General features: G+C 38.3%; 11 protein-coding genes. 8 read left to right on the forward strand and 3 right to left on the reverse strand.

The window, feature by feature from the left end; genetic code table 11:
* Window positions 1-116 precede the first annotated feature (116 nt).
* Together H6G59_RS17135 and H6G59_RS17140 are read right to left on the reverse strand one after the other, a co-directional pair.
* Complete coding sequence (locus tag H6G59_RS17135; RefSeq protein ID WP_190716656.1) at window positions 117-305, reverse strand: hypothetical protein; 189 nt, start codon at window positions 303-305, stop codon at window positions 117-119.
* Between the two features lie 476 nt (window positions 306-781).
* Window positions 782-1930, reverse strand: coding sequence for an alanine--glyoxylate aminotransferase family protein (locus tag H6G59_RS17140; RefSeq protein WP_190716480.1), 1149 nt, complete (start codon window positions 1928-1930; stop codon window positions 782-784).
* 56 nt (window positions 1931-1986) lie between these two features.
* Here H6G59_RS17140 and H6G59_RS17145 point away from each other — a divergent pair, with 56 nt between their 5' ends.
* Window positions 1987-2619: an HPP family protein gene (locus H6G59_RS17145; protein WP_339327970.1), complete on the forward strand. Its 633-nt coding sequence runs from the start codon at window positions 1987-1989 to the stop codon at window positions 2617-2619.
* 285 nt (window positions 2620-2904) lie between these two features.
* The gene (locus tag H6G59_RS17150; protein ID WP_190716482.1) at window positions 2905-3294 is read left to right on the forward strand and encodes a DUF1499 domain-containing protein; all 390 of its coding nucleotides are present in this window, start codon (window positions 2905-2907) and stop codon (window positions 3292-3294) included.
* Here H6G59_RS17150 and H6G59_RS17155 read toward each other — a convergent pair.
* Window positions 3281-4357, reverse strand: coding sequence for a glycosyltransferase family 4 protein (locus tag H6G59_RS17155; RefSeq protein ID WP_190716484.1), 1077 nt, complete (start codon window positions 4355-4357; stop codon window positions 3281-3283). The genes H6G59_RS17150 and H6G59_RS17155 overlap by 14 nt on opposite strands.
* 805 nt (window positions 4358-5162) lie before the next feature.
* Here H6G59_RS17155 and H6G59_RS17160 point away from each other — a divergent pair.
* The 6 genes from H6G59_RS17160 to H6G59_RS27630 all read left to right on the forward strand — a co-directional run bounded on the left by H6G59_RS17160 (window position 5163) and on the right by H6G59_RS27630 (window position 12250).
* A complete protein-coding gene (locus tag H6G59_RS17160) occupies window positions 5163-5966 on the forward strand; it encodes an ABC transporter permease (RefSeq protein ID WP_190716486.1) in 804 nt (267 codons plus the stop codon).
* A gap of 521 nt (window positions 5967-6487) precedes the next feature.
* A complete protein-coding gene (locus H6G59_RS17165; RefSeq protein WP_190716489.1) occupies window positions 6488-8329 on the forward strand; it encodes a bifunctional serine/threonine-protein kinase/formylglycine-generating enzyme family protein in 1842 nt (613 codons plus the stop codon).
* Between the two features lie 594 nt (window positions 8330-8923).
* Window positions 8924-9184: a hypothetical protein gene (locus H6G59_RS17170; RefSeq protein WP_190716491.1), complete on the forward strand. Its 261-nt coding sequence runs from the start codon at window positions 8924-8926 to the stop codon at window positions 9182-9184.
* A 275-nt stretch (window positions 9185-9459) separates the two neighbouring features.
* The gene (locus H6G59_RS17175; protein WP_190716493.1) at window positions 9460-9684 is read left to right on the forward strand and encodes a type II toxin-antitoxin system HicA family toxin; all 225 of its coding nucleotides are present in this window, start codon (window positions 9460-9462) and stop codon (window positions 9682-9684) included.
* A complete protein-coding gene (locus H6G59_RS17180; RefSeq protein WP_190716495.1) occupies window positions 9681-9908 on the forward strand; it encodes a type II toxin-antitoxin system HicB family antitoxin in 228 nt (75 codons plus the stop codon). The genes H6G59_RS17175 and H6G59_RS17180 overlap by 4 nt, the downstream gene beginning before the upstream one ends.
* A 71-nt stretch (window positions 9909-9979) precedes the next feature.
* Window positions 9980-12250, forward strand: coding sequence for a peptidylprolyl isomerase (locus H6G59_RS27630; RefSeq protein WP_199332063.1), 2271 nt, complete (start codon window positions 9980-9982; stop codon window positions 12248-12250).
* Window positions 12251-12513: the final 263 nt, after the last annotated feature.

Raw genomic sequence — 12513 nt, forward strand, 5'->3', positions numbered from 1 at the left:
GTCCCCCCATCTCCGTGCGGTTCCCTAATGATTAGTATTTGCTCTGATATGATATAATAAGTCCCTCCAATCCCTACCCTACGAGTACATTAAGAGTAGGGACTGCTGCGAAACGTTCAAATATCAACATTGAGATTTTCGATCTGTTTAGCGGCTTTATCCCACCGTTTTGCAGAGTCCTCATCTTTCCAGTGAGTTCTCAGATGCTCCGCTTTTTTGTGACATATACGTTCTAGCATTTCTAGGATTGCAGATAGTGTCAACTGATCCACTAACCCTTCTAAAATATTCATGTATTCTTTCATTACACACACCCCCGTAACTTGTACTTTGAGTTGTGGGACTTCTTGAACAGTCCTGTGTCGAATATCAACACAAGCAGTACAGATTCTCATCAATTTTTCGTGATTTTTATATTATCCACCCAATAAGTTTTGAAATATGCATTTCTTCTTTATTCTCTACATTTGCGGGTATGTAGAACAACGTAAATAATTAAAGGTTGATTGTCACGGCTGTAGCCCTTACTAAGAGCCAATTTCAATATTGGTTATTTAACTTAACATTCTCATTATCAATATCCTGAATATCCTTAAATCCTGTAATATCAAGTCCGGCTAATTGCTTATCAAAAAAACTCTCCGCGTCCCCGCGTCCCCGTGTCTCCCTGTCTCCGTGTCAGTCTAAATGATAAGTATATCTCTGACGAGACGCTACGCGAACAACCGGACATGATATAATTTATAATTATGGCGGGCAAGATGCCCACCCCGCAAGAATTCTACTTACCTAAAACCTGCTTCAAAGCCTCAACCAACCTATCCACACTTTCAGGACGACTATTAAAACCCATCAAACCCACACGCCAAACCTTACCCGCCAGTTCTCCCAAACCACCGCCCACTTCAATGTTATGCTCAAGTAATAATTGTTTGGCAACGGCTTTACCATCTACCCCTTCAGGAATGCAAACTGTAGTTAAAGTTGGTAGTCTGTATTCCTTTTCCACGTGCATTTTTAAACCGATTTCTTCCAGGCTTTGCCAAAGATACTCGACATTCTTTTGATGACGTTGCCAACAATTAGCTAAACCTTCTTCTGCCACTAAACGCAATGCTTCCCGTAAGCCATAATATAAATTAATCGGGGCTGTGTGGTGATATGTGCGTTCAGTACCCCAATATTTCCCCAACAACAACATATCCAAATACCAGTTTGCAACTTTAGATTGGCGTTTTTGCAACTTCTCCATTGCGCGGGGACTCATGGTAAAGGGTGACGCACCAGGAGAACAACCTAAACCTTTTTGACTGCAACTATAAGCCAAATCAACACCCCATTCATCTAAGAAAATGGGAACACCACCTAAGCTTGTCACGGTATCTACTAATAGCAATGTGCCATGTTTGCGACACAATTCGCCCACTTCTTCCAAAGGTTGACGTGCGCCGGTGGATGTTTCGGCATGAACTAAGGCTAAAATTGCTGGTTTATGGGTTTCTACTGCTGTACTGATTTCATCTAAATTGAAAACTTGTCCCCAAGGCTTGGTGATAGTTCGCACATCTGCACCATATCTTTCCGCCATATCTACTAAGCGATTTCCGAAATACCCAGCTACACCAATTAATACCACATCTCCTGGTTCTACGGTGTTAGCTAGGGTGGCTTCCATTGCGGCTGTACCCGTACCACTGACGGCGATGGTGTGCGGGTTTTCCGTTTGCCATACGTAGCGCAGCAAAGATTGAATTTCATCCATCAAGGCTAAAAATGCAGGATCTAGATGCCCCAAAGGTGTGGTGTTCATGGCCTGTAATACGGCAGGATGGGCGTTAGAAGGACCTGGGCCAAGTAATAAGCGGTTGGGGACTTCTAGGGGTGACAGTTGTAACGAGTGACTATCGTTGATGGAAATTGTGGATGTCATAAATTTATTTGAGACTAAATGGTAATTAATCGCATCATAAAACGATTAGATTACCGATGTTTTCATCAGCCTCAAGATTGTCTATCATTCGTGGGAAGAAGCCATATCCCCAAAGTCTTAAAGTTGATGTAACAAGCTGTTTAGGCGATTATCGCATCATGAATCAAAAACGTTCTAGCTTAAAACCATTAGCAGGGGCAAATCGCACACTTAGGCGCAGGTTAGACTTGAAAGGAGAAATAGCATTAGCTACAGCACCTACTGCAATTGTACTGCTAGTTATGTATTTTGTAGAAGCACTCACGCAACAACGCCTATTATTTGCCTCCCTGGCTTCTAGCGCCTTTTTAATTTATCTAGATCCCCAACACGGAACCAATTCTATCCGCACTTTGATACTTGCTCAAATGATGGCTGCTGGTATTGGTTTTATTACCTATTTCCTTTTTGGTGGTGGGTATCTTTCCGGTGGAATAGCAATGATATTAGCCATTTTCCTGATGATTATACTAGATGCCATGCACCCCCCTGCTGTCTCCACATCCCTCAGTTTTGCTCTCAAAGCTAATAACGTCAGCAACCTGGTATTATTTGCTTGGGCGTTGGCAATCACAGCAATTTTGGTAGGATTAGAGCGTTATGGGCTGTGGTTATTAGCACAATACGCAAGTGGCAGGGAAGAAGGATGATATAGCATTTCCTAGTTTAATGAAGTACAAAATTATCTGCGTCCATCTGCGTCCATCTGCGTTTAATTATTACTGCTTGTACCTCATGACAATGGGAATTGCTATAGCGATCGCTCTATTTGTCTTATTCTTTAATTTTCAATTAACCACTTTCATTTATGATGGAATCATGAACCTAATCATAGGTTAATATTTTTCGTGTCGATTAAACAAACAACAAGAGGCTTTTTAGGTTTGATCTTTCTTACCATCCTCATTTTTATTTTTCTACCCCTACTTAACCCTATGATCTTTGCAGGCAAACGACCAAATAATTTAGGCGTTCAATTAGGTAAATTAGCACCCTGTCCTTCTAGCCCTAACTGTGTCTCCAGTCAGGCTTCAGATTCACTTCATCAAATCGCACCCCTGAGTTTTACATCCACCTCAGAACAAGCATTATCTCAACTCAAAAGCATTATTCAATCTTTACCTAGAACGAAGATAATTACCGAAACAGAAGATTATTTATATGCAGAATTCAAAAGTGCTTTGATGGGATTTGTCGATGATGTAGAATTCTATCTCGACCCGAACTCTAACATCATTCACGTACGTTCAGCTTCCCGCTTAGGTTATGGCGACTTAGGAGTAAATCGCCAACGGATTGAGGAAATTCGCGCTAAATTAAATTAACTACAGGAGTGCGGAAATGACCATTTTTAGCAAATCTCTCAGCCAGAACTTGTTGATAAACCGCTTCATAACCATCAGTCATTTGGTCTACACTAAAACAGTTTTCCACATACCGCCGACAAGCATAACGGTTTAATCTATTTACATTGTCAATCGCATTCACACATTCTTGTGTATTATTGCAAAGGAAACCGGTTTCACCATCAGCAATTACTTCTTCCGTCGAACCCATTCGCATCGCAATTACCGGCGTACCCGCAGCCATTGACTCTACCATTACTAAACCAAACGGTTCTCGCCAAGTGATAGGGAATAAAGTTGCGACAGCACTTCCCATGAGAACATTTTTTTCAGCATGATTAGCTTCACCTAAATACTGAATTTGCTCTCCGTCAATATGCGGTTTAATTTCCTTTTCAAAAAACTCCACATCTACCACATCTACCTTACCTGCCATTTTCAATCGCCAACCAGCTTGTTTAGCAATTTCAATGGCTAAATGTGGCCCTTTCTCTGGAGACATCCTACCCAAAAATGCCAAGTAAGGCTCATCTATTGGTTGGGGATAAAATTCATAACTACTAACATCAATGCCATTATAAACAGTGGTGACATAATTTAACCCTAAGCTGGGTTCTCTTTGGGAATCAGAAATACTGATATAGGGCTGTTTTTTGCCATATTGAAATATTTTTTTATTATCTGGGGTAAAAATTCCATGCAACGTGTGAACTGTAGGCGTTTTCACAAGTTTTGTGTATGGTATTGGCGTATGTCCCATATGGGAATGAATAATATCAAAATCTTCGGCTCGCTCATAGACTGAAGCTAGTTGTAGCGATTCATAAATACTGCAATCTTTGACCGTTTTATCAAGTCTTAAAGCCCGAGGATGAACTGATATTAACTTTGCTAAAGTCAGAGAATCCCCTGATGCAAATAATGTAACTTCATGTCCCCTGCGGACTAATTCATCAGTTAACAATCCCACTACTAATTCTATTCCACCATAAGCTGGAGGAGGTACTCTCTCCCAAAGTGGAGCAATTTGAGCAATTCTCATTATCAACCCCCTAAAATGTAAGATTGTAAATTAGTGGTGTTTATTTGTTTCATTTAAATTAATGCCCAGCGATTACCTATAACAGTAAATCACTTTAAACACCAAGTATATAGAGATGTCTTTTCAAATCTTATGCTGTTTCTTTAATATTTTTTCTCTATCTGAGGTAGGGAAATCATACTCACCTCAAGAGGTAAATTAGCCATTAAAATATCATCTATTCGCCCTTAAATTGCTGAATAATGATCACAAATTGCCAAAATATACCCAAATTTGCCAATTTATATTTACCTCAACTACTAGGACAACACGGCGTAAGTTAAGCAACCATTAAAAATAGTGAAAAAGCCTGTTTAATCTACTTTTTTAATTTTTAATTGTTAATTTTTAATTCCGAGAAAGCGGTACTAGGGTAATTTGTCTTCTTGAATCGGCGTTGCTGATTTGATGTATGAACATAATTTTTGGGAATGTCAAAACCCTTGTAGAGACGTTTCGCCGGAACGTCTTTACACCTAAATTCATACTTGGTTTTAGCAACCCCCTTTAATCGAACACAATATGAAAGTCTTTTTGGGCGTTGCTGAATTTGAATGTGAATTTCACAAATGCTAAACCTTAAACTTAGATTCTTTGCGTCTTTGCGCCTTTGCATGAGGTATATTCATATTTTCAATCAGCAGCGCCTCTTTTTGTGTCTGAGTTTTATGCTCAGTTTATATCAATACCGGACTTGGCAACAACAATCCCTTGACTTTGATGATTTATTTATGGTATGAGAATATCAGATAAAATCAAATTAAATATGAATATCTCTAAAACAATCAATAAACCGCGTGTCTCATGGCAGGCGGTTTTCTCGCTAGTTATATTTGTGTTCATGTACCTGCCTATCTTGGTACTAGGTTTTTATAGCTTCAATCAATCACCCTACAGTGCAACATGGAAAGGATTTACCCTAGAATGGTATCAAACACTGTTCCGGGACGATCGCATTTTATCCGCTGTGAATAACAGTTTACTAGTTGCCTTTTGTGCAGTCACAGTTTCGTCCGTCTTGGGAACCATGATGGCTGTGGGGTTAGCGCGTTATAACTTCCCTGGTAAAAAATTGTATCGCGGTATATCTTATTTACCATTATTAATTCCTGATATTGCGATCGCAGTTGCCACTCTAGTCTGTTTAGCCGCCTTTGCCATTCCCCTCAGCATCTGGACAATCGTAGCCGCCCACATCGTGTTTTGTCTATCCTACATCAGCTTAGTAGTCTCATCCCGACTCAATAATTTAGATCCTCATCTCGAAGAAGCCGCACTAGATTTAGGTGCAACCCCAATTCAAGCCTTCTTCAAAGTAGTTTTACCACAATTAATGCCAGGTATCATATCAGGCTGTTTACTAGCCTTTGTCCTCAGTTTAGATGACTTTCTCATCGCCAGCTTTACCGCCGGTAGCGGTTCCAACACCCTACCCATGGAAATATTTAGCCGCATTAGAACCGGAGTTAAACCTGATATTAACGCCCTCAGCGTCATGTTAATTTCCATCACTGGAACTGTCGCTGTTATAGCTGAATTAATTCGCGTTTCAGGAGAAAATAAAACTTGAAATAATTCGTAATTCGTAATTCGTAATTATCTCGTTCCCAATCACTTGACAAAATTTATCTCGTTCCCAGTCTCAGACTGGGAATGCTATTAAAGAGTCTCTGACTCTACTGTCACGCTGCACTAGTAATTACCAATCACCCAAACACTTGACAAGATCCCAAAACTCTTATATTCTTAATATTATAATGGGAATCTGTGCGCTCATATATAGTCACCCAAAAATCAGTAAACAGTAAAAACTGGTGAGTGCTGACTTAAAAGACCTCCCACAAGGAGCGTTTACTGATTGCAAAAGTATTTAGTAAACTAAAGATTACTCGGTACTCAATAATCGGTACTCGGTACAGATAAAACCTCCCCACAAACATAAATAAATCAACATATTCTCTTCACTTTTATTCCCGTAACTAGCCAATGTCAGGACATAGATAGATATCCTTGTTTACTGACCTAAATATCTTTTATAAATTAGATAATATTGGGGACGACTTTGGAAAAGATGCTATCTTCCCCTCAACTATGCAAATTTGCCAAAATCCCAACTGTTCAAACCCCTTCAACCCTGACTACAGTAAATTTTGCATCGTTTGCGGACACGGTACATTTGGACAACACCTCAGAAACCGCTACCGTGTTTTGCGATTATTAGGTGAAGGTGGGTTTAGTAAAACTTACGCAGCCGAAGACGTAGACAGACTAAACGCACCTTGCGTAATTAAGCAATTTTTTCCTCAAGTTCAGGGAACAGCACAACGTGCAAAAGCAGCCGAATTTTTCAAAGAAGAAGCTTTTAGATTATATGAACTTGGCGAAAATCATCCCCAAATTCCCCGATTATTAGCTTACTTTGAACAAGGTGCTAGTTTGTATTTAGTCCAGGAATTTATTATTGGTAAAACTCTCCTCCAAGAAGTTCAAGAACAGGCTTATAACGAAACCCAAATTCGTCAACTTTTAGCTGATTTATTACCAGTACTTGATTTTGTTCACCAAAAAAACGTAATTCACCGGGATATCAAACCAGAAAATATTATTCGTCAAGATACAGATAACAAACCTGTATTAATTGACTTTGGTGGTGCAAAACAAGTTACTCACACCAGCATAGCCAGACAAGCAACAGCCATTTATACATTAGGTTATGCACCAACAGAACAAATGGCAGGTTTCGCTTGTCAAGCTAGTGATTTATACGCATTGGGAGTAACTTGTGTACGGTTATTAACTCAAGATTTACCTATGCAAGATACCTATGGACTTAAAGATCCTCTTTATAATCCCATGAATGCAAAATGGTTATGGAAAGAACGTTTACAAGAAAAAGGGATTACTATTAGTGAAAAATTAACATCTATTTTAGATCAGTTATTGCAACATTTCCCCAGCGATAGATATCAGTCAGCAGCAGAAGTGTTAGAAGATTTGAAAGCCGAAAAATCACTTCCAGAAGCTGTAGAAATTATTCCTATCATTGAAACACCATTACCACCACCACATCAAAAAAATATCGTTCCTTTACCATCCTTAGAAACCTTTGATTTTGATGTAGTTACAGTAAACACGGCTGGAAGAAAAGTTAGCTATGACCGACTTAGCAGCCAATTATTTCTAGAAGAATTAAATAAAAACATCGCTTTGGAAATGGTTTCCATTCCTAGTGGTACTTTTCTGATGGGTTCACCAAAATATGAAGGTGATGTAGAAGAATGTCCTCAACATCAAGTAACCATTTCATCTTTTTTTATAGGGAAATATCCCATTACTCAAGCACAGTGGAAAGCAGTAACAGATTTACCACAAATTGTCCAACCTTTAAACCCCAACCCCTCAAAATTTAAAGGTGCAAATTTACCAATAGAAAACGTTTCTTGGTATGAAGCCGTGGAATTTTGTTTGCGGTTGTCAATGAAAACCGGACGAAATTATCGTTTACCCAGTGAAGCAGAATGGGAATATGCTTGTCGTGCGGGAACTACCACAGCTTTTCATTTTGGAGAACGCATTACTGCTGATTTAATTAATTGTAGTGGTGGTGATTTTTATTTTGTCCCACCAACAAATAATGTTCGTAAACAAATCACAAATGTTGGCAGTTTTGATATAGCAAATGCCTTTGGATTATATGATATGCACGGGTTAGTTTGGGAATGGTGTGCTGATCCTTGGCATAAAAATTATGAAGGCGCACCGACAGATGGTAGAGTGTGGGATGTGGATGGTGATATCCATCGTCGCGTTTTGCGCGGTGGTGCGTGGAATTTTAGCGCGGAACTTTGTCGCAGTGCGAGTCGCACTTGGAATGAAGCAGAAGGTGGTTTAAGAATGTCGGGTTTGCGGGTGGTGTTTTCGGTGGAAGAATAATTGTCTGAATCAGGATATCCAGGATTTAAGGATTTACAGGATGAAGAAATTAAATATTTTTCATAACCTCCTCATTTTCTTTATGGGTAAATGTCTGAATCAGGATATCCAGGATTTGAGGATTTTCAGGATAAATCATCCAATATCATATCACTACATCTTACATGATATCTTGCACCCTTGTAGTAATCAAGATTAGATTTGATGAATGTTAATTGGTGTAGGTTGGGTTAAGCGACAGCGCAACCCAACAAGTGTATTAATCATGTTGGTTTTGTTGGGGTTCCTTACGTCAACCCAACCTACAGAAGACTAGGTTTTTCGGTGCTTTGGGTTTTCTGTACAAATACTTAAATGAATTCTCCGTTAAATTACTGTAAAAAAACAGAAAATCAAGAGAAATTAAGATAAATATGCTTGACTATACCTTAAGGAATAGTTTAAATTGAAACTAAGAAATTACTGATACTTCAGTAATTGAGGATAGAGTTTGCATCTGCATTACCTTAGATATTCACTGAATTTGAAAGTTTTTGGTACTCCGTACCTTACCTGAGTTTTAATGGGTTCACATACTCCTGGAATGGTTCGTTTGTGAATGTGTGGGATAATGGAGGTGGCGCAATAAAAGAGGGGATAAATTCTTCTAATTCAGGATTTAATTTTAACGCAGGGCCGATTCAAAGCATTACATTCACAGCTTCACCTACAGCAGCCGTTCCCTTCAACATCCCCGGCGGTGCAACCATCCCCACAGTCGGCTCCCTCTTCGCTCTAGCACTGATGAGAAAGGCTAAAAAAAGCCTAGCATCAAAAACCCCCATCGCCAACCCTGTGGAAACAGTAGTTTCATAAACTTTTCGGTGTTGCTGAAACCATCTGTGAATTTAGGTGTACAGACGTTCCATGGAACGTCTCTACTTTTCTGGAGATGTCTAATATTTTAAACGGCTTTTTTAACTTTGGACTAAATGCAAAGAAAGAGTCTTAGGGGGTTGACAACCGCTTGAAAATTTGTTACCATATATTTGACAAGGAAGAATTATTTTAAAATAAATACTATTTTGTAGGGGTTTAGCAATGCTAAACCCTTAAATTTTGAAATATTTTGTAGTGATAAAACTTAAATCATGCCTAAAAAAATTAGAGAATTAAAAAGTTTACTCAAAAAAGCAGGTTTTATTTATCGTTCAGCAAAAGGAAGTCATACCCGTTGGTATCATCCTTTATTACCCAGCGACCCAATTACGATTTCTGGTAAAGATGGAGATGACGCTAAAATTTATATAGAAAAAGAAGTTACAGAAAAATTAGCTAAATTAAAATTAATCCAAAAACAGGAGTCAGAAGAATGAATTTACCTTATACAATTATTATTCAATGGAGTAGTGAAGACCAATGTTATTTAGTTCATTTACCAGAATTTCCTACCCAAAAATATCACACTCATGGTGATACTTATGAAGAAGCATTAAAAAATGCTCAAGAAGTGATAGAGATGCTAATTGAAGAATATCAGGAAGATGACAAACCTTTACCATCAGCTAAATCTTTAGAACAATTAATCAATGTTGCTTAAAATATAGCAGCTTTTAGCTATTAGCGATCATTTGCCAAAAAATCCTAAATTCTATACTACAAATCAACAATATGCTCAAATTTACACCTATTGTCACCACACCCATCAATAATATTTCTGTGGGAGTAAATGCAGCCGATACTACTCTGAACTTAATAAACTATTTTGATGACCCTAGCACAACAGGACTCGTAGCCCATTTTAATTTAGCAAATACATCAATAGGCAATGGAGTAATTAATGTAGTCCTATTCGACCAAAATGGTATTGGCGCACCAAAAACAGTCCAAAATTTCCGCAACTATGTCAATAATGGACGTTATACCAACAGCATTATTCATCGTTCTGTTCGTAACTTTATTATTCAAGGTGGTGGGTTTACAGTCAATAACTTAACTGTAGGAACTGTTCCCGCTAACGCACCGGTACAGAATGAATTTAGTACCCAGCGTTCTAACGTGCGCGGAACCATCGCTATGGCTAAACTAGGTAATGATCCTAATAGTGCCACTAATCAATGGTTTTTTAACCTAGCAGATAATTCTACTAACCTCAATAATCAAAATGGCGGTTTTACCGTTTTTGGACAAGTTCTTTCTAACAATGATTTAGCTACCATTGATGCTATTTCTGCCGTACCAATTTACAACGGAAGTGGCATTAATCCAGCCTTTACAAATCTACCTCTTATCGTCGATAATCCCGCCCAACCTGCTATTACTAGAGATAATAATTTTATTCGTTACAGTAGCATCACAGTCACACAACAAGATGAACTTAAATTTACTGTAGTTGGTAACTCCAAACCCACCTTAGTCACTCCTAGCATTACCAATAAACAACTTTTACTCGACTATCTTCCTAACCAAACTGGTACTGCAAATATTACCCTTCGCGCTACAAATTTATTTGGTGACTATTTAGATTATCAGTTTTCTGTCACGGTTTTACCTATTATCAACCTAGCAATAAATACCACCAGCGTCACCGAAAATGGTGTAACAAATCTAGTCTACACCTTTACCCGCAATGGCACTTTAACCAACCCCTTAACCGTTAACTATAATGTTGGGGGAACAGCTACTTTTAATAACGATTATACCCAAATTGGGGCAACTAATTTTAATACAACTACTGGCACAATTACCTTTGCGGCTAATTCTGCCACAGCAACTTTAAGGATTGACCCCACTGCTGATACAATCATTGAAAATAATGAAACTGTTGCTATAACTTTATCATCAGCAGCAACCTATCAAATAGGAACAAATACAACAATTACAGGTACAATTCTTAATGATGATTTTCCTAACCAAGCCCCTACAAACTTGACTTTATTTAATAGCAATATTGCCGAAAATCAACTAATTAATACAGTTATTGGTAACTTTAGCAGCACCGACCCAAATCCAGGTAATACTTTCACCTACAGCTTAGTTACTGGAACAGGTTCTACAAATAATAACCTATTTACAATAGTCGGCAATCAACTCAAAAGCAAATTCGTTTTCGACTATGAAACAAAAAATAGTTATAGCATCAGAGTTCGCACCACAGACCAAGGTAATTTATTTTATGAGAAACCATTAACCATTAATATCAACGACTTAGATAATGTTTTTACAGGCACTATTAATAACGAAAGTATCACCACAACCGCCGAAAAAGATATTATCAATACTCAAAGTGGTAATGACAGCATTACCAGCGTCTTTGCTAATTTACAACAACAAGATTCTCTCAATGGTGGTACGGGAATTGATACCCTCTTTATTAAGGGAGGTACAGCTGCAAATAGTATTTCCATTAATGCCAATAACACAACTAATCAACTCTTAAATATTACAGGCACAACCGTCTTAGGATTTGAACGATTTGATTTGAGTGGATTTGCGGGAAAAGTTACTTTTGTTGGTACTGTCGGTAATGATTTGATCAAAGGTGGTACAGGAGGAGATAATTTAAGCGGTGGTGCTGGTAATGATACTCTCAATGGTGGAGTCGGTGCAGATATCTTAATTGGTGGAGTTGGTAACGATATCCTCTATTTAGGTTTAAACGATAATGCAGTAGATAACGTTAACTATATCTCTGGTAATGGTACAGATACCGTTTATCAATTTGTTCGTGGTGTCGGTGGTGATAAACTCAATTTTACCGGTATTACTGCTATTGATGTGCTGACATCAGGTACAAATACACAACTGCGAATTAGTAATAATATTGCGGGTGATACTGGTTTTGGTACAGGTCAGTTATTAGTCACTTTATCTGGTACATCTGGCTTTATTGGTGCTGATGTGAATGTTAACTTATTTGGTGCTAATTTCTTGTTTAGTTAAAGTTTGTCTATCCCCAAAATTCTCTTCTGAGTACAAGAAGTAAGTCAAGGAAAAAAGGAGTTTTGGGGGTTGACGATTGATTGAAATTTTGTTATCATGAAGTAGATAAGGAAGAACTATTTTAAAATTAATAAGTCCAAAAATGGGTAGGGGTTTAGCAATGCTAAACCCTGATCTCGTTCCCAGTCAGAGACTCTTAATTCTATCCAAGAGTCTCTGACTCTACTATCACGCCCACAGGCAGAGCCTTGTAGAATTCATTC

This window comes from Anabaena lutea FACHB-196, assembly GCF_014698305.1.
Lineage (GTDB): Bacteria > Cyanobacteriota > Cyanobacteriia > Cyanobacteriales > Nostocaceae > Anabaena > Anabaena lutea.

Coding starts and splice junctions, on each gene's coding strand:
- H6G59_RS17135 (WP_190716656.1), bottom strand. CDS start 305: ATGAAAGAATACATGAATATTTTAGAAGGGTTAGTGGATCAGTTGACA.
- H6G59_RS17140 (WP_190716480.1), bottom strand. CDS start 1,930: ATGACATCCACAATTTCCATCAACGATAGTCACTCGTTACAACTGTCA.
- H6G59_RS17145 (WP_339327970.1), top strand. CDS start 1,987: ATGTTTTCATCAGCCTCAAGATTGTCTATCATTCGTGGGAAGAAGCCA.
- H6G59_RS17150 (WP_190716482.1), top strand. CDS start 2,905: ATGATCTTTGCAGGCAAACGACCAAATAATTTAGGCGTTCAATTAGGT.
- H6G59_RS17155 (WP_190716484.1), bottom strand. CDS start 4,357: ATGAGAATTGCTCAAATTGCTCCACTTTGGGAGAGAGTACCTCCTCCA.
- H6G59_RS17160 (WP_190716486.1), top strand. CDS start 5,163: ATGAATATCTCTAAAACAATCAATAAACCGCGTGTCTCATGGCAGGCG.
- H6G59_RS17165 (WP_190716489.1), top strand. CDS start 6,488: ATGCAAATTTGCCAAAATCCCAACTGTTCAAACCCCTTCAACCCTGAC.
- H6G59_RS17175 (WP_190716493.1), top strand. CDS start 9,460: ATGCCTAAAAAAATTAGAGAATTAAAAAGTTTACTCAAAAAAGCAGGT.
- H6G59_RS17180 (WP_190716495.1), top strand. CDS start 9,681: ATGAATTTACCTTATACAATTATTATTCAATGGAGTAGTGAAGACCAA.
- H6G59_RS27630 (WP_199332063.1), top strand. CDS start 9,980: ATGCTCAAATTTACACCTATTGTCACCACACCCATCAATAATATTTCT.